Below are 18,352 nucleotides of genomic sequence, written 5' to 3' on the forward strand. Positions count from 1 at the left end.
ATGATTCCTTGCGCATATGCGCACGAAAGGAGGTCAAAGCCAGGTAGCGCCTGTCTTTGACCTCTCGCTCGCTACACTTTATTTATTGTCGTCAACCACTTCGTAATCAGCATCGACTACATTATCTTTTCCTTTAGCCGAACCTGCATCAGGCTCTGCGCCTTCGCCAGCTTGCGCTGCTTGTTCATAAAGCTTCACAGAAAGCTGTTGAACGATTTCAGTCAGCTCTTCGGCTGCTTTATTGATTTGTTCAAGATCGTCCGTCGCCAGCGCTGCGGTTACTTTTTCTTTGGCAACGTTCGCTTTTTCAATTTCAGAAGCATCTACTTTATCGCCAAGATCTTTAATCGTTTTGTCAACGGAGTAGATCAATTGGTCAGCGCTGTTTTTAGCTTCTACAAGATCGCGGCGTTTGCGGTCTTCTTCAGCGTTTAGCTCAGCATCCTTCATCATTTGATTGATTTCATCCTCGCTCAAGCCGCTTGAGGAAGTAATCGTAATTTTTTGGCTCTTGCCTGTTCCTTTATCAAGGGCAGATACGTTAACGATACCATTGGCATCGATATCGAAAGTAACCTCGATTTGCGGCACGCCGCGCGGAGCAAGAGGAATATCGTTCAAAGTAAAACGGCCAAGCGTTTTGTTGCCTGCAGCCATCGAACGCTCGCCTTGCAAGACGTGAATTTCAACGCCAGGCTGATTGTCCGCGTAAGTGGAGTACACTTGGGATTTGCTCGTAGGAATCGTCGTGTTGCGGTCGATCATTTTCGTGAACACGCCGCCGGCTGTTTCGATACCAAGGGACAATGGCGTTACGTCAAGCAAAACAACATCCTTCACGTCGCCAGTAAGAACGCCCGCTTGAACAGCTGCGCCAAGAGCAACAACCTCGTCCGGGTTAACGCCTTTATGCGGATCTTTGCCGATCAATTTTTTAACCGCTTCTTGTACGGCAGGAATACGAGTAGATCCGCCTACAAGCACAACTTTATCGATATCGTTAGAAGTCATGCCGGCATCGCTAAGCGCTTGACGAGTAGGTCCAAGCGTACGCTCTACGAGTGCAGCAGCAAGCTCTTCAAATTTTGCGCGGGTAAGGCTGAGCTCCAAATGCTGCGGAACGCCGTCAACCATTGTAATAAATGGAAGCGAGATTGCAGATGTCAACGTGCCGGAAAGTTCTTTTTTCGCTTTTTCAGCCGCATCTTTCAGACGTTGAACAGCCGCTTTGTCTTTGGAAAGGTCAATGCCTTGATCCTTTTTGAACTCGGCAACCAGGTGGTCGATAATAACTTGGTCAAAATCATCGCCGCCCAGCTTGTTGTCGCCGCTTGTCGCTTTAACTTCGAAGAATCCATCGCCTAGCTCAAGAATGGATACGTCAAAAGTACCGCCGCCAAGGTCATAAACAAGAATCGTTTGGTCTTCCGTTTTCTCAAGGCCGTATGCCAGTGCTGCAGCCGTTGGTTCATTGACGATACGAAGAACTTCAAGACCGGCAATTTTACCTGCGTCTTTTGTTGCTTGGCGCTGGCTGTCGTTGAAATATGCCGGAACCGTAATTACCGCTTGCGTTACCGGTTGACCTAAGTATGCTTCCGCATCGGATTTCAATTTTTGCAAAATGATTGCAGAAATCTCTTGCGGCGTATAGTCTTTATCGTCGATTTTTTCTTTGTGATTCGTACCGATATGGCGTTTGATCGAGCTGATCGTACGATCAGGGTTCGTGATCGCTTGACGTTTTGCCGTTTCACCGACAACACGCTCGCCATCCTTTTTAAAACCTACTACCGAAGGTGTCGTACGGTTGCCTTCCGGGTTAGGGATAACGACAGCTTCGCCGCCCTCCATTACTGCTACGCAAGAGTTTGTTGTACCAAGGTCAATACCAATTACTTTACTCATAGCTATTTTTCCTCCCAGATCCATTTGTATTTAACGGGACATCAGCTGGCTGTGCCACATTATCGTATAAAATCATTGCAGCTTAGCTGCTAACTTTCACCATTGCAGGCCGCAATACCTTGTCTTTCAAGATATAGCCTTTCTGTACTTCTTCCACTACGATGCCTTCTTCATGCTCATCGGATTCGACTTGCATAATAGCTTGGTGGAACTCCGGATTGAAAGGCTCGCCGACAACATTCATGGCTTTAAGGCCTTCCTGCTCCAGCGTCTGCTCCAATTGGCGGAAAATCATATCCACGCCTTTCGCAAGTGATTCAAAATCACCATTAACGGAGGCAGCGGCAACCGCTCGTTCAAAATTATCTACAACCGGCAGCAGCTGACCGATCAGCTTCATCGATGCGTACTGTCCGAGTTCTTCTTTTTCCTTCATTGTGCGGCGGCGGAAATTGTCGAAATCCGCTTGCGCGCGCAAGAAACGCTGCTGACTTTCTTCCGCTTGCTTCACAAGATCCGCATAACGCGTATCCTCTTCTAGGACTTCGCTAGCTTGTTCCTCGGATGCCTGCTCTGATTGCCCAGCAGATACCACTTCTTCCGCAGCTTCAACCGCTTCATTATGTTGCTCTTTCGTACTCATGCAATCACCTCCTTAAAAATTACGAATTGAAGTTGGCACGGTTGCATCGGCATAAAAACTATTTATACCAGCGGCCGAGAAGCACCGCCATATCCTTGGAGATCATATCCAAGAGACTGATCACTTTGCCGTATTCCATTCGTGTAGGTCCTAGAATGCCGATCGTTCCCAGCGATTGGCCATCAATAGCATAGGTTGCCGTAATAAGACTGCAATCGCTAATTGCCTTATGGTCATTCTCTGTCCCGATTCGTACTTGTATACCTGACGGAAGACCGGTAAACATTTTCATTATAGCCGGGGTCTCGTCAAGCAGATCCAAAATCGTTTTTACTTTGTCAACATCCTTGAACTCAGGCTGGGTAAGCATGTTTGTCGTTCCGCCGAGGAAGATCCGATGCTCATCTTCGCTCTGCAGCGCATGGTCCAGTACCTGCAGCAGCTGTTCGTAATGATCAACATGCCGTTCAAGCTCTTGCCCAACTTCGGTGTAAAGCTTTGATCTTAACCGGACAAGCGGTACGCCCACCAATTTGGTGTTCAAAATGTTAACGACCTTTTCCATATCCTCCATTTTGAGGCCGTCAGGAATCGAGATCGTCCGATTTTCAACATGTCCAGTGTTGGTTACGATAATGGCGACTGCCGAAGTTTGATCAAGCGGCACAAGTCCAAAATGCTTCAGCGATGTGCTGAACATTTCCGGTCCAAGCAAAATGGAAGTATAATTGGTCAAATTGGATAGGATCATCGCCGTTTGCTGAATGACTTGCTCCATTTGATTCATTTTGTCCGTAACGAACGAGCGAACCATGCCAATGTCATTTTCATCCACTTCGCTAAGCTTCACTAAATGGTCGACATAATAACGGTAGCCCTTGGTCGATGGGACACGTCCTGCCGACGTGTGCGGCTGTTCAAGGAAACCCAGCTCTTCAAGATCCGCCATTTCATTGCGAATCGTTGCGGGACTGAACCCAACGTCGCCGCGCTTCGAAATACTGCGTGAGCCGACCGGTTCAGCCGAGCGAATATAATCATCCACAATTGCATGCAAAATCATCCTTTGTCGTTCCGTCAGCATTCGAATTCCCCCTAACTAAATGTCTTAACCGTTATTTCAGTTTACCATCGTTAGCACTCAATCGAATCGAGTGCTAATCATTACTACAAAAATACCAAACCAGCTTGTCGATTGTCAAGTCGGTTCGGCATTTTTGTACGCCTTCATTGATGGAAGCCTGCTCGTCCGGGCAGCTGCTGCCATTTTTCATGTTCCAAGCACATGTTCACATGGCCTCATCTGCATAGAAAAGGGATATCTCCTTTTCAAAAAAAGCCGCATTAAACTTTATGCACTTTTCCAGCTTCGTCGACAGCAAATTTTTCTTTTCTAACCCGTTTCTCGCCTTGGTACAGCTCGACGATCCGATTCGGTGATGCCGTGTCATCTATGATTACTTTCCAGCCGTTTGTGTTTAGCAAAGCAAAGATCTCTTCATACCCCATGGCCTTAAATCCGTAAAATCCGCTCAAGCCTGCCCATTTCTTCAGCAGCACCGTGGTGACATGCTTCAGCTTATCTTCTACTGCAGTCAATTGGTTTTTCTTTTCGCTCATTATTATTTCTCCTCTATATTACAATAAACACCTACACTGACTATATACCAAAACGCAGCTTTTTACTATCAAGACCTATCGGGACGCATGACACTTCCGAAATCCTGCCGTTCTGCTTCTGCAACTGCTAGTATCTGCTAGTCGAACGGATCCATCCCATCGAACCGCACAAAAAAACCACTTCACCATTAGCCATGCAAAAGAGCTAACGGGAAAGTGGTAAAAAGATAATGCCTGCTCGTACGATATTTCCTTAGTTCAGCTCAGCATTTTCAATACTGCGATCTCATCGCAAGCCAGCTGTTTCGGGCAATTCACGCAATCCTTCCATACTTTCTCCGGAAAAATTTCCTTCTCGACAACCGTAAAGCCGTTTTTCTCAAAAAAAGATACAGCATACGTTAAAGCCATGATTTTCGGAATTTGCTGCTCCTTTGCCTGCTCAATAAGCGCGTCGACCAGTTTGCTTCCGATCCCGACTCCCTTATAGCCCTCTGACATACCGAGCGAACGAATTTCCACTAAATCCTTGCCAAGTCTCGTCAGCGAGCCGCATCCGACAACTTCATCCCCGATCTCCGCCACAACGAACGTATCGATCATATACTCGAGCGCTTCCCGAGTGCGAGGCAGCATAATGCCTTTCTCCGCATAACCTTTAATTAGTTGAAATAACGTCTCGATATCATCCGAGGTCGCTTTTCTGCATACAACCTGTACTGCCTGCATTAGTACCTTCGCCTCCACCCGGTGCAAGTTCAAATTCAATATGAATAAATATACAACATAATGAATTTTTCCTCAAGTGAATTTTAGCCGGTATACCCAATAAAAGCACCAAATACATCATTGCCCAGCAGCACGCCTTTGTCAGTCAGCCGATATATTGTGTCATTCCCTTTATTCTCAGCCTCAAGCAGGCCGTCATTCATTAATTTTGCTATCACATCGCCAAATTTCTGCTCCAGCGTTTGTCCTGCAAACTGGTTGGAAAAACGCGACGCCGGCACGCCTTCGAGCAGCCTGAGTCCCACCATCATCAGATCCTCCATCGCTTCAGCCTCCGGTACCTCGAATTGCTCCAGGCGGGGCAGCTTCTCAGCGGCAGCATCTATATAAGGCGTAATTCCTTTCAGATTAACGTGACGCATCCGGTTAACATAACCATGGGCACCCGCTCCCAAGCCGTAATAAGGCTCATTGCGCCAATAGGTGGAATTATGACGGCTTTCAAACCCGCGCTTGGCGAAATTGCTGATCTCGTAATGCGCGTAGCCGTTTGATTTCAACATTTCCATGAGCAAAATAAACATATTAAATTCCTCCTCCTCCGGAGGCAAAGGAAGTTCATTACGTTCATACAGCTTATGGAACAGGGTGTTTTCTTCAACTTTCAGACTATAAATCGAATAATGCGGCAGTTCAAGCTCCATCGCTTTATTTACGCTGTCACGCAATAACTCGACCGTCTGGCCCGGCAGGCCGAACATCAAGTCGATCGATAAATTGCTGAAACCGACGCTTCGCGCATTTTCAATGCTGCGGTAAACATCGTCCACGCTGTGGATCCGTCCGATTTTTTCGAGCAAGCCGTTGTCAAAAGACTGCACGCCAAAGCTGATACGGTTGACGCCGCCTTCCTTCATCGCTGTCAGTTTATCGATATCCGTTGTGCCCGGATTGGCTTCCATCGTAAATTCAACATTCGGTGCAAGCGGAAAATACTTGCGAACCGCCTTCAAAAATCGCTCCATTTGCGGTGGCGTCAATACGGTAGGCGTTCCGCCGCCAACAAATACCGTATCGATTTCAATAGGAGGCCATTCCGCTACAGTACGCTGCATTTCCATTTCAAGCGCATCCAGATACTGATCCACGGGCTGCCCCTTCAACACATAAGAGGTGAAGTCGCAATAGTGGCATTTATTCGTGCAAAACGGGATGTGTATATATAAAGCGCGCGGTGATTGCATAATGGTCATCGTTAGTTTTCTCCTTCAAGCGTAGACGGATGGTGCCACCGTTAAGCGGCAAGCTCGCGTCTCGCATTGAAATATAGATCAATTCAAGTTTGGCTTGAAATAGAAAAGAGGGAGAGCTGCGCCCTCCCTCATCCTCGTACGTCTTAATCCTCGCCGATTTTGAGTACCGCCATGAACGCTTCCTGCGGCACCTCTACGCTACCTACTTGTTTCATACGTTTCTTGCCTTCCTTCTGCTTCTCAAGCAGCTTCCGCTTCCGGCTGATGTCGCCGCCGTAGCATTTGGCAAGAACGTTTTTACGCATGGCTTTTACCGTTTCACGAGAAATGACTTTATTTCCGATTGATGCCTGGATAGGCACCTCGAACATTTGGCGCGGGATCAGCTCTTTCAGCTTTTCGCAAATTACTTTGCCTCGTTGGTATGCACGATCACGGTGGACGATAACGGACAATGCATCGACCTGTTCATTATTCAGCATGATATCCATTTTCACCAGGTTGGATCTGCGATAACCGCTGATCTCGTAGTCGAATGATGCATAACCCTTCGTGCTTGATTTCAACTGGTCGAAGAAATCATATACGATTTCGGAAAGCGGAACGTTGTAAGTAAGCGTAACGCGGTTCGTATCCAAATATTCCATGTTGACGAATTCGCCGCGTTTATTCTGGCAAAGCTCCATAATCGCTCCAACATAATCGTTCGGCACGATAATGGCTGCTTTCACAAACGGCTCCTCTACGTAATCGAGCTTTCCGGCTTCCGGATAATTCGATGGATTATCAATCTCCATCGTTTCGCCGTTCGTCAGCGTAATTTTGTAAATAACGCTTGGCGCGGTCGTAATGAGCGGAATATTGAACTCCCGTTCGATTCGTTCTTGAATAATTTCCATGTGGAGCAGGCCCAGGAAACCGCAGCGGTAGCCAAAGCCGAGCGCCGTCGAAGATTCCGGTTCATATCTGAGCGAGGCATCGTTAAGCTCCAGCTTCTCGAGCGCATCCCGCAAATCGTTATAATCCTGTGTTTCAATCGGGTACAGTCCGCAGAATACCATCGGGTTGATCTGACGGTAGCCCGGCAAGCGCTCCGGCGCAGGACGCTTCGCTTCGGTTACGGTATCGCCGACACGCGTATCCTTAACATTTTTGATGCCCGCAACGACAAAACCTACATCGCCGACCGCAAGCTCCTTCACGATCGACATGCGCGGCATGAAGGCTCCTACCTCGATTACCTCGAACTCGGCTCCTGTTGCCATGAAACGAATTTTCGAGCCGGCTCTGATGCTTCCGTCCATAACCCGAACATAGACGATAACGCCCTTGTAAGGATCATAGTGGGAATCGAAAATAAGCGCTTTAAGCGGCTGGTCCGGATCACCGGTCGGCGAAGGCATCTTAGCGACTACCTGCTCCAAAATTTCTTTGATGCCGATACCGGCTTTTGCGGAGGCAAGCACCGCATCGCTTGCGTCAAGACCGATGACATCCTCGATTTCCTGTTTTACCCGTTCAGGCTCAGCGCTCGGCAAATCGATCTTGTTGATCACCGGAACGATCTCCAGGTTGTTATCTAGAGCCAAATAAACATTCGCCAGCGTTTGAGCCTCGATACCTTGCGCCGCGTCAACAACGAGCAGCGCGCCTTCGCAAGCCGCCAAACTTCGGGAAACCTCGTATGTAAAATCGACGTGTCCTGGCGTATCGATCAGGTTGAGTATATACTCAATGCCGTCATCCGCAATATAAGCAAGACGAACGGCTTGCAGCTTGATGGTAATCCCGCGCTCCCGCTCCAGATCCATCTGGTCAAGCACTTGCTCTTGCATCTCGCGTGAAGTTAGCGCACCGGTAAATTCTAAGATCCGGTCGGCAAGCGTCGATTTTCCGTGGTCTATATGCGCGATAATGGAAAAATTCCTAATTCTCTTTTGTCGGTCACGTACGTCAGTCATGCCTAACCCCCACAATTTCCAATAATGCTAATCATTCCTCCTATTATATCAGTTAAGGGGAATACCAGCAATGTTCATTATCACTTGGTTAAGCCGTCAAAGATCGAAACGACCATCCGGATGCCTTCGCTTGACATATTTTGGAGCAATCCGGATGTCGAATCCGCTAAGCGGTTCACTGCAGGCTGATCATCCTGAAGCGGTACGCCCGGCAGGCGCTCATTCACATCCGATGTATTTTCGGCAGTCTCAGACGAATTTTCGGAATCTCCCCGCGAGGCCATCTTCTTTAGTTCTTCGAGCTCTTTTTCAAGCTCGGCTATTTTTTTCTGCTGTTCCGTCTCGAATGTCTCTTCCGGATTCGGTTTCACGGTTACTTCAGGTTGTATGTTTTCCGTATATTCGTCGGCACCTTCAACCGGTCCGTAGATCCTTTCAATGCCATGCGAGGACATATCGATGCCATACATGACGATGATCGCCAAAGCACCGCCGAGCACCGTCCATTTCAGCGCATTACGTTTCATCTGCTCATCGTTCCTTTCTTATTATGATAATTACGGTTAGCTGGCTTTCCCCTTGCTTGCCGACGCCTTTTCTTCCTCCCAGTAAATGTCCGAAATAACTTCCGCGAGCGCATCCGCTGTCCGGTAAGATTCAGCGAGCGTATTGTCTACGCCGCCTACCTCGATCAACACGTTGTCTTCGGCAAGCGACTGATTATATTCCGCGTTGCCGGAAGCGGCAGTTTTCCCCCAAATTCCGCGTGATATGCCCGGATATTTCTGATCCAAGGCTTCATGGATTTTGGTTGCGAATGCTTCGTTTTTCTCCCAATTCGGGTTTTTATGTCCGATGATAAAATAGACCTGCGCATAGCTTTTCCCATTTATATCGATCGTCGTATATTTTCTTTTTTGCGAATCGCGGTGCAAATCGAAGAAAAACTTCAAATCCTTGCTGCTCGCAATCGCTTCCTTAATCGTTTTCATCGAATATTTATAGGATAATTCCCATCTGTAGTTTTTTATGGCCGTAGGGTAATCCGTATCGGAATGCTGCGCGCCTACACCGTTTTCCTCCAGCTTCTCCGCCAGTCGCTTGCCGACTAACGTTATGTTTTTGGTGCTGGAATTAGGGTCCTTCGATTTATCTGTCAGCTCGGGATACCAGGATTCGCGATTATGGGAGTGGTATACGAATACCACCTTCGAACCGCCCGTCGTCGGTTTTTCCTCTTCCCCTTTATCTCCCGGGTCGTTGCCGCTGTCATCCGTTTCAGCCGGCTTATCCGATGGAACAGGCGTTTGATCGGGGTCCTTGTCCGGATTCGATCCGTCGTTTGAAACCTCGGTTCCATCCCCCTCATCCAGCCCTCCAATCGGATCATAGGTAATCGGAGCATTATCCTCCGGCCCTACCGCGGTATCTGTCCCGATGCCTTTCCGAATGAGAAAAGCGTCATTCGCGCTCAAGCCGGGCAATTCGCCCGCAAGCAAGCTCATCGGATCGTTAGGATTTATATCCGTCAAAGCCCTCATCAGCAGTGAACTAATCTGCTTCGTCGTAAAGGACTCGGTTTCGCGGCTGCTTTGGAAAGCAGGCATTTCCATCTCTAGCATATCCCCAAAAAACCCGCTGGATACTGCGGCAGCGAATCCTTTCATCGAATTAACCGGTGATGCTGTGGTTTGCTGATGCGCCATACCCGCAATTCCCAACATGACAAAAAATACCATGGAGCAAAAAGAGAGCAACGCGAACGTACGTCCCGTCACCAGCAAATGTCTCATTCGTTTACTTTCTCTTCCAAAATCAAGCAGCATGATCTTTCGTTTCATAAGCTGTCATACCTCCCGCTTCTTTGTAACAGTGGCCTCAATTACTATTAATCTATGAGAGTGACAGAGTTCATAGAACCACGCCCGGATGAATGAATCGGAAGTAATAGATTCGGTCATCCTAGTTGAAAAAGGGTTTTGCTAGGGACCATAATGATCTGAAGATAGATTCACCGTTCATGGCCGCTCAAAATAAAAAGGACTGTCCGCAAGCTTTGTCAGCTTGCAGACAGTCCAGCGATGCATTTTTTTAATGGGTATAAGCAGCAACATTGTTCGTATCTACGGCCTCGTGAAGGGAAGCATTAAGACCGCTTGCGATGATATTGGCTATATCCTCGATAAATTCATCGATCTCCTTAGGCGTAACCAAAAGGTCATGACCAAGCGGGCTAAGCACTTCTTTTACCAGCTGCAGCCGTTCGTTTTCCTCCATCTGGTTAACCAAGCCTAAAATATGGTCGGTATTGGCGTTTTGTTTGTTAAAATGGGTGCTCATCATTTCAAGCGTGTTATTCACGATAGTCGAAGCATACACAACCGTCGGTACGCCAATCGCAATGACCGGAACGCCTAAAATTTCCTTCGTCAGCCCTTTTCGTTTATTGCCGATCCCCGATCCCGGATGAATTCCCGTATCCGCAATTTGAATCGTCGTATTCACCCGTTCAACGGCCTTGGATGCAAGAGCATCGACGGCAATGACAAGATCCGGCTTTGTTTTCTCCACGATGCCGTGCACGATCTCGCTGGACTCAATACCTGTAATGCCAAGCACGCCGGGCGCCACCGCGCTTACAGGGCGATAGCCGGGCGCTACTTGATCGGGCATGAGCTCGAAATAATGACGGGTAACCATAACATTCTCGACGACGATCGGCCCCAGCGCATCCGGCGTAACATTCCAGTTGCCCAAGCCAACGATTAGGACCCTCGCGTTTTTATTGATGGACAGCCTTTCAAGGAAAGCTTCAAAATGCTTCGCGAACTGCGTTGCTACGCGATCCTGCAAGCCGGTATCTCCGTTACGCAGGCCCGGCACTTCTATCGTTACATAATGACCTTGCATTTTGCCGATTGCCGCAGATCCTTGCTCGTTTTGTACGTGCAGCTGCGTGATCGTGATGCCGTCATCCTCGGTTGTTTCAGATTGTATGCCGGGTATCGGACCGCCTCGCGGCGCTTCCGCCATTTCTTTCGCCTCAAGGGCCAAATCCGTCCTAACATTGTATTTCTGCAAATCAAGCTCTTTCTCCACTGCTCATTCTCCCTTCAAGCGCATGTGCTGAGGTTATTGTTTGCAGATGGTTTATTTTCATACTCTTGAAAGCACCTTTGGACTTCCGCAAGCTTGTTTCGATGCCGCGAGTACTGCTATTGCTTTTTGGGCATTGGCATGATAATATATTTTAAGTTGTGTTGTCTAGGTTTATTATGTCTATAAACCGCTGTAAACAGTTTAGGAGGTGAATTCCATGCCAAATATTAAATCCGCGATTAAACGCGTTAAAACAAGTGAAAAGCGTCGTGCTTTGAATGCATCCCAAAAATCCGCACTTCGTTCGGCCGTTAAATCTGCTGACCAAGCTATCGCTGGCACTGATGTAGATGCTGCTAAAGCAGCTCTTATCGCTGCAACGAAAAAATTGGACAAAGCAGCAACTAAAGGCCTGATTCATAAAAATGCGGCTTCCCGCAAAAAATCTCGTCTTGCTAAAAGACTTAATGCCCTTTCGGCTCAAGCCTAAGCAGGATAACCGCTTAAACGGCTAAAGCATCCTTCGGACGAGTTAGCCTGTTTAGCGCAAAAGAAAGCTTCATCAACCTTTACGGGGCGGTGAGGCTTTTTTTTATGCCAAAATATAAATAAAGCATGGAAATAAGCGCTAAGCGCCCTTTTCCATGCCGAGTGATAATAAATAAAGCTCTAATCCGAGCGTTTTTTCAATGGCTCCGGTTTTCATTTGATAATCGAGATCAGCCAGCGATGCCAGCAGCCTGCCGAGCCTAGGCACTTGAAACTTGCGGCTCTTCTCCGCAGCCAGCTTGACTGCATACGGATGCAAGCCTAATTGACCGGCCATTTGCTGAGGGGAATAGTGATGCTGCTCCAGCTCTTTGATCTGCAGCATGATTCTAAGCTGCCTGGCGATCAGCGCCGCAATTTTTATCGGCTCCTCGCGGCGAACCAGCAGCTCTCTGTACAGCCGGATAGCCTTGTCGATACGAAGCTCAGCTATCGCATCCACCAGCGCAAAGACATCCTCCTCCACGGTTGCCGCTGTCATCAGCGCAGCCGTCTCCACATCGATTGTGCCGCCTGAGCCTGCGTGCAAGCACAGCTTGTCCACTTCTTGCGACAGCTGCTGCATATTTGCTCCCGCGCGAGAGAGCAGCAGATCGGCCGCATCAGGCGACATCGTTCTTTTCTGGTCCGCTGCCCGCTTAATCATCCACTGCTTCAGCTGAGCCGCATCCAGCTCGGGAAAAGGGACCAATGCATTGCGGTCCTTCAGCGTCTTAACAAGCTTCCGCCGCTCGTCCAGTTTCTCTGCATTAACGGAAATGACAATGATCGAAGTCTCCGAAGGATACTCCATATATTGAATCAGCTTCTCGGGCCGATGCTCAAGCTTGCCGCCTTCCTTGCCGCCGGCGCACATAACGGTTGCGTCACGAATCAAGATCAGCTTGCGCTGTACAAAGAATGGCGATGTCTCCGCTTCGAGGACCGCCTCTTCTATCGACGTTTCTGCCGTATCGAATTTCACGATCCCAAGCTCGCGTTCCTCAGGCGAAAACATCGCTTCGGTCAGCATCGTTATAAAATGCTGCACGCGGTAGCGATCCTTGCCATATAACACATAAATCGGACGGAAGCGCCCGCCTTTGATTTCCTTTAATGCTTCCTTTGCATCCATGCCTTCACCTCATTGCGAGTATGTACATTTAAACGGCAACAAAGGGATGAGCCGTTTATAGGCTTCATCCCTTTGCCGAACATCTATATAAACATTCGCAGGCAGGTCCATGGTACCGCCCTGCGGATGGTCATACGACGTTATGGCTTCATCGCAGACACTCTCTATGCTAATACTATACGCAATAGCGGATGAAAGTGTGCGAATTCCTCATAAAATAATGGCAATTTGTTAAACTTTGCTTTAATGCGCCGCCTTCTGCTCGGTCAGCGTTGAAAGATCAATCTCATACTTCTCGATTGCCCCATTCTCGACATGCACTTCGTAGGTCAGCTTCAAGCTATCCTCGGACCAGACCAAATTAAGCAGCTCTCCATTTTTACGGGGCGATTCGAAGACAAGGGACTGGTCGGTTTGCGCAGCCACCTTAACCTTAAAATCATCTGCTGCAGCGCCATATTTACCATCTGGAGAAATAACGGCGGATTCAGAGGCAATTCCATATTTCTCGTCGACTGAATCGCCTGCAAAGCCCTGCGACGAATTTGTTCCGCCGTCAGCAGCAAGGTCTTTGTTTTGTATATCAGCACTCTCACTCTCATCTACACTGCCGCTGCCCGAGCTGCCGCCGCCTGCGCTTGTGTCAGGATCATTTGTTGAGGAAATCGAGTTTTTCATCGTTTCAGCCGGTTCTTTGGTTGTTGTTTCCCCGTCATTATCTTGCGTAGCCATTGTTTCTGTACGAACCTCCGATGATCCGGCCTCGTCATCTTTGGTGAGGCCGCGGAGCGATGCGCTTTCCGGCACTTCGCTCGCTGAATCAGCTGCTGCATTATTCGATGTATCCGCAGCAAATTTATTTGCAGCAAAGTCTGGCATTGCTCCAGGCTTATACGTTACTAAAAACAAGCCTGCCACAATTCCGGCTGCGATCACGCCGCTCATGATGCGCAGGGAAGGCCAGCGGCGCTCACGCTTCACGCGGCGCGGAGCTGCTTCCGCTGTTTCCACCGTTTCCTGCAGCCCGGCACGCTGCACCGAATCCTGCTGGTTAAACAGTTCGATCCGCTCTAGCTGAGGCATAATGGCGTCCACCAAGCTATAGCTCGGCATTACTTTTGGCAAACTGGTAAGTTCGGCGGATAATAGCTGTAACCGCTCAAACATGGCTGCACAGTCCGGACACTGTCTAGTATGGCTCATCAAGACTTCAATCTCGTTATTATCGAGATCGTCATCTAGCTGTCTTTGCATTAATTCCATCACCTCTTGACAATTCATCCCCGGACACCACCTTTCTGATAATCATGGAGTAACGTCTGCAGCTGTTGCCTAGCTCTGAATAAATAAGATTTTACCGTATTGAGCGGCAAATCAAGCGAATCTGCAATTTCATTGTAAGAGAAATCCTGCAAATAACGAAGGACGACTACCGCGCGATGATGCTCAGGAAGCTTGTCGATCGCGGCTTGAATGTCTTTCACGGCATAAGCAGACATTACCTCGTCCTCCACGTTCTGTTTTTCGTGGAAAACCATGTCGTGCTCATCTATCGAGACGGTCGGTTTATTTCTCCGAAACTTATCAATGCAAATATTGGTTACAATACGCTGAATCCATGTTTTGAATTGCGCTTTTTCTTCGTACGAGCCTATCTTGGTGTAGATTCGAATGAGTGCTTCTTGCGCTGCATCCAAAGCATCCTGTTCGTTATTCAATATATAATAGGCTGTCCGATAAACATGCGTTTCAATCTCTCGCAATAGAGTAATTAAAGCGTCGCGATCTCCCGACTGAGCGGCTCTTATGAGCTCTGGCTCCACCACGAAGGATCCCCCTCTCTTGCAACCATTCTGACGAACTGGTTGCGGTAAAAGTTGCAGTTGAATAAGAAATATTACTTTATTTTTTTTAGTAACAATTGCCAATTGATCATTTGTCCTCTAGCGGAACAAGCTATCTATTATTTTTCTGGAATAAAATAACAAAAAATCTCAATTCTCGCTAATCGGGAGTTCCGAAATGAACTCCACATTAAAGGATACCAAATTTCCGGTACCCCGTATATAGAAAGCGAATGAATACGGTGGAATGCGCTGCGCCGTCAATCTAGCAATAATAAAGGACGGCCAGCGGACGTTGTTCTGTAATATCCCTAAATGTATACCTGCAGCAGTTGTATACGCAAGCTCTCGAATTCTTCCAATTCTTATTATTCTTTTATATAGGAGAGCAAAGCTTGATCCGTCACCGTAAAACGAACCTCGCCGTCGACGTCTGTCCGCCAAATCTCTATACCCTGTTTGGCTAACCTTGACAAAACATCAGGATTCGGATGCCCGTAGCTGTTCGTTGCGCCGACGGAAGCTACGGCCCCGCTTGGCTTCCAGTAAGCCAACCAAGCCTCGCTGGTTGAAAACCGGCTGCCGTGATGCGCGATTTTCATGATCGATACGGGTTTCCGCTCGGAGGTAAACAATGGGCTCTTATTTTGCTCATTGCGAATGATCGCTTTTTCCGTTTCTGAATTAATGTCTCCCGAGAACAGAAAGGTCGATTGATAGAGCCGCACGGTCATGACTACGCTCTTTTCATTTTGTTCCTCTAGCGCGGCTACCTTTTCCGGTGAGGCGCCGTCAGCCAAAGGCCATATGATGTTGATCTCGGTATTTTTGTCCGGCTGGTGCATCATGCCTGCCCTGACGCTGTACATAGGTATACGCAATGCGACTGCCTGCTTCAAAAGTTGCCGCGCGTCATCGGATTCCTTCACCGTGCCATTCCACCATATGCTGCGAACGGGTATCGTATCCAGCACCGCTTTTAAGCCGCGGACATGATCACTGTCCAAATGCGAAATGACGAGAATATCGATTTCCTGCACGCCTCGTTTCATGAGAAGCGGGACAAGCACCTTCTGCCCGATCTCGAACGGATCGCTGCGCTCCCTCCACTCCTCGCCAGGCTTCCGGTAGGTGAGCGTGCCTCCCCCGTCGATCAAGATATGCTTGCCTCCAGGCGTCCGGATATGAATGGCATCGCCTTGCCCGACGTCAATAAAGCTTACGGATGCTTGTTTATTGAATAAATCAGGCTTATAGGCGGACAAGAGCATCGCCGACTGGAGGATCAGAAGCGCAAAGATGCAAGTGCTTAGCTTTTTATTGCCTGCTTGGGCGAATCCGTAGGTTGTTATGATTCCAAGCGGCTGCGTCTGCTCCAAATCTAAAGCTGCTTCTAGATGCCGCGCTGTTCGGCGGTCCGTCCAGAGATTAACCAACCGAAATAACGCTCCAAGAATAGTAAGCCAAGCAGCAACCCACCAGATCGGGGGCGTAGCCCATATTGTTCGCAGCGAATCCACCCGGGACAGGTGATCGACAAGCGCAAAGGTCCAGTCATTTGCATAGTGCGAGGCAAAGGCAAGCAGCTTTCCGCCAGCCTCCCACGGTATGGCAAGCAAAAGAGCAACGGCCCCAAGCGGCATCACGACAAAACTAATGAAGGGAACGAGCACGAAATTCGCAAGCATAGATAACATATGAAACTGATTGAAATAATAGATCGTGACTGGAAAAGACACAAGCTGGGCAACAAGCGTAACCGCGAACAAATCCAGCAGCGAGCCGCCCTTTCTCCACTTCGGCATCGCTTTCCGTACGGGCTGAACGCCTAGAACCAAACCAATCGTCACGATAAACGAGAGCTGGAAGCTTACATTTTCTATAAAGAAAGGATCGTAAACTAGCATAAGCACGGCAGCTGCGGCAAGAAGATGCATGCCGTCCTTCAGCTTCCCAAGGCGAGCGGCAAGCAAGCCCAAAACCGCCATTAAACCCGCGCGGATGACGGAGGGCGAGGCCCCTGCCAAGAGCACGTACAGCGGAACAGAAACCATCAGCAGCAGCAGAATACGCTCGCGGCTCATCCTCGCAAAGCGAAGCAAGCCCCCAAGCGCGTATAGAAATACCGCGACATGGAGACCGGATATGGCCAATATATGCGTAAGTCCCAGCCGCGAAAATTGCTGGAACTGTTCGGGGTCGAGGTCCTCGCGAATTCCGAGGACGAGCCCCTTCATGTACCCGGACTGCGCAGACGGGTACAGCTTATCCATCCGCGCGCCAAGGAAGGCGCGCGCGTTGTCAACGCGGCCGAGCAGCGCGGCCGCGGTCCACGGGGGGCCCGCCGCCGCTTCGACGGCGGCGGTGCCCTGCACCTTGAGCAGCCAGTGGATCCTCTGGCTGCTGAGGTAGCGGCGGTAATCGAATCCGCCGCTATTGGATGCGCCGGCCGGCCGCGTCAGCTCGCCGGCCAAGCGCACGCGGTCGCCGCGCTGCCACGCCGCGGCGATAGCCTGCTCCGGCTGCACAGCGAGCCGGACATGCACAACCAGCCGCTCGCGCACCTCTCGCGCGGCGGCTTCGCCCTCCACGCGGATGGAGTCCGCCGCCACGCGAAACATCACACGGTCGCCGTCGATCTCCACCGCCGACATGACCGTGCCGACCGCTTCCGCCGCATACGCCGCTCGCGGACCATCCGCCTCGGCGGCGGCGAGCAGCGCCGGCAGCTCGGTCACGTTGCGGGCATCCGCCCACAACCGCTGCCCCGCGGCAAGGCTTACTGCAAGCGCGCAGGCTGCCGCGAGCTGCCAACTCGCCAGCCGGCACAGCACGGCTGCCGTCGCGAGCAGCGCAGCCGCGCCCGCCGCAAGCAAAACGCCGCGGCTGCTGAAACCCGCAGCCGCGGCGCTCCCCCCTACAAAGCAAATCGCAAACCAAATCAAAGGACGTCGATTCATCCCCAGCTTCCCTTCTTTCACTTTTCTGTCTGCAATACAAAAAAAGAACCTCCGACGCATCCAAAGATGCATTCGAAGGTTCCTCCTCCATTGTGTATGAAATTGTTACTGCTACTGCTAAGACGTTACTACCATATGCGCCTGGGCCGGCGGGTCGAATTGCTCCAAACAACGGAAGACGATGCCTTTCTGTTTCATCAGATGAATCACCTTTTCGCTGTCCTTCGGATAGCTGCGATGATAAACGATTTCGATCACGCCGCTGTTCGCCAGCATGTTCGCGCAAGTCCAGCAGGGCTGATCGGTTACGTAAACGGTAGAGCCCTCGCGGTCGGCACGGTCCGTGAACAGCAGCAGGTTTTGCTCCGCGTGGATCGTACGGATGCAGCGCTGCTTCTTAAAAGGCTGCTCCTTGCCGTCGACCAGCTTCATCTCGACCTCCTCCGCAATCATGCAGCCTGCCTCAAGACAATCCTGCACGCCCATCGGCGCTCCGTTATAAGCGGTTCCGAGCAGCTTTTTCCCTTGGACGAGAACGGCTCCTACATGCCTGCGCGGACAACGCGAGCGCGTCGAAACCATATAGGCGATATCCATAAAATAAGTGTCCCAGTCTTTGCGGACGGCATCTTGCGTTTGGTTATTCATGAACTAACTTCCTTTCTCATGCTG

At 49.6% G+C, this 18,352-nt stretch carries 16 protein-coding genes; 1 reads left to right on the top strand and 15 read right to left on the bottom strand.

All coding sequences use genetic code 11. From position 1 onward, the window contains the following. Window positions 1-78: 78 nt before the first annotated feature. The 10 genes from dnaK to gpr form a co-directional block, all read right to left on the bottom strand. Window positions 79-1,908, bottom strand: a complete 1,830-nt coding sequence (gene dnaK / locus ACN6MW_RS01380) for a molecular chaperone DnaK (protein ID WP_364149278.1) — start codon at window positions 1,906-1,908, stop codon at window positions 79-81. Window positions 1,909-1,990: 82 nt separating this feature from the next. After that, the gene (grpE, locus tag ACN6MW_RS01385) at window positions 1,991-2,551 is read right to left on the bottom strand and encodes a nucleotide exchange factor GrpE (protein WP_419873897.1); all 561 of its coding nucleotides are present in this window, start codon (window positions 2,549-2,551) and stop codon (window positions 1,991-1,993) included. A gap of 58 nt (window positions 2,552-2,609) precedes the next feature. Continuing rightward, window positions 2,610-3,635, bottom strand: a complete 1,026-nt coding sequence (hrcA, locus tag ACN6MW_RS01390) for a heat-inducible transcriptional repressor HrcA (protein ID WP_419873898.1) — start codon at window positions 3,633-3,635, stop codon at window positions 2,610-2,612. Window positions 3,636-3,895: 260 nt separating this feature from the next. Continuing rightward, window positions 3,896-4,171, bottom strand: a complete 276-nt coding sequence (locus ACN6MW_RS01395; protein ID WP_419873899.1) for a hypothetical protein — start codon at window positions 4,169-4,171, stop codon at window positions 3,896-3,898. 258 nt (window positions 4,172-4,429) lie between these two features. Continuing rightward, on the bottom strand, window positions 4,430-4,900 hold the full coding sequence (locus tag ACN6MW_RS01400) for an N-acetyltransferase (protein WP_419873900.1): 471 nt from the start codon (window positions 4,898-4,900) through the stop codon (window positions 4,430-4,432). Between the two features lie 83 nt (window positions 4,901-4,983). Continuing rightward, on the bottom strand, window positions 4,984-6,153 hold the full coding sequence (gene hemW, locus ACN6MW_RS01405) for a radical SAM family heme chaperone HemW (RefSeq protein WP_419873901.1): 1,170 nt from the start codon (window positions 6,151-6,153) through the stop codon (window positions 4,984-4,986). 143 nt (window positions 6,154-6,296) lie between these two features. Continuing rightward, the gene (lepA, locus tag ACN6MW_RS01410; RefSeq protein ID WP_364149288.1) at window positions 6,297-8,114 is read right to left on the bottom strand and encodes a translation elongation factor 4; all 1,818 of its coding nucleotides are present in this window, start codon (window positions 8,112-8,114) and stop codon (window positions 6,297-6,299) included. A gap of 80 nt (window positions 8,115-8,194) precedes the next feature. Then, entirely contained in the window at window positions 8,195-8,641 is a 447-nt protein-coding gene (locus ACN6MW_RS01415) for a hypothetical protein (RefSeq protein WP_419873902.1), read from the bottom strand. Between the two features lie 36 nt (window positions 8,642-8,677). Continuing rightward, complete coding sequence (spoIIP, locus tag ACN6MW_RS01420) at window positions 8,678-9,955, bottom strand: stage II sporulation protein P (RefSeq protein ID WP_419873903.1); 1,278 nt, start codon at window positions 9,953-9,955, stop codon at window positions 8,678-8,680. Window positions 9,956-10,205: 250 nt separating this feature from the next. Further along, window positions 10,206-11,147: a GPR endopeptidase gene (gpr, locus tag ACN6MW_RS01425; RefSeq protein ID WP_419876241.1), complete on the bottom strand. Its 942-nt coding sequence runs from the start codon at window positions 11,145-11,147 to the stop codon at window positions 10,206-10,208. A 283-nt stretch (window positions 11,148-11,430) separates the two neighbouring features. On the opposite strand from gpr, the gene rpsT reads away from it, so the two are divergent. Then, window positions 11,431-11,703 carry a 30S ribosomal protein S20 gene (rpsT, locus tag ACN6MW_RS01430; RefSeq protein ID WP_053376847.1) on the top strand — a complete coding sequence of 91 codons (273 nt, stop codon included), beginning with the start codon at window positions 11,431-11,433 and terminating at the stop codon, window positions 11,701-11,703. A gap of 138 nt (window positions 11,704-11,841) precedes the next feature. Here rpsT and holA read toward each other — a convergent pair whose 3' ends face one another. The 5 genes from holA to ACN6MW_RS01455 all read right to left on the bottom strand — a co-directional run bounded on the left by holA (window position 11,842) and on the right by ACN6MW_RS01455 (window position 18,328). After that, entirely contained in the window at window positions 11,842-12,876 is a 1,035-nt protein-coding gene (gene holA, locus ACN6MW_RS01435; protein ID WP_419873904.1) for a DNA polymerase III subunit delta, read from the bottom strand. Between the two features lie 243 nt (window positions 12,877-13,119). Continuing rightward, a complete protein-coding gene (locus ACN6MW_RS01440; RefSeq protein WP_419873905.1) occupies window positions 13,120-14,130 on the bottom strand; it encodes an anti-sigma factor family protein in 1,011 nt (336 codons plus the stop codon). Between the two features lie 23 nt (window positions 14,131-14,153). Beyond that, window positions 14,154-14,702: an RNA polymerase sigma factor gene (locus ACN6MW_RS01445; RefSeq protein ID WP_053376850.1), complete on the bottom strand. Its 549-nt coding sequence runs from the start codon at window positions 14,700-14,702 to the stop codon at window positions 14,154-14,156. A 386-nt stretch (window positions 14,703-15,088) separates the two neighbouring features. Beyond that, window positions 15,089-17,680, bottom strand: coding sequence for a DNA internalization-related competence protein ComEC/Rec2 (locus tag ACN6MW_RS01450; protein WP_419873906.1), 2,592 nt, complete (start codon window positions 17,678-17,680; stop codon window positions 15,089-15,091). Between the two features lie 117 nt (window positions 17,681-17,797). Further along, entirely contained in the window at window positions 17,798-18,328 is a 531-nt protein-coding gene (locus ACN6MW_RS01455; protein WP_419873907.1) for a deoxycytidylate deaminase, read from the bottom strand. Window positions 18,329-18,352: the final 24 nt, after the last annotated feature.

This window comes from Pristimantibacillus sp. PTI5 (assembly GCF_048572955.1).
In the GTDB taxonomy this organism is placed as follows: domain Bacteria; phylum Bacillota; class Bacilli; order Paenibacillales; family Paenibacillaceae; genus Pristimantibacillus.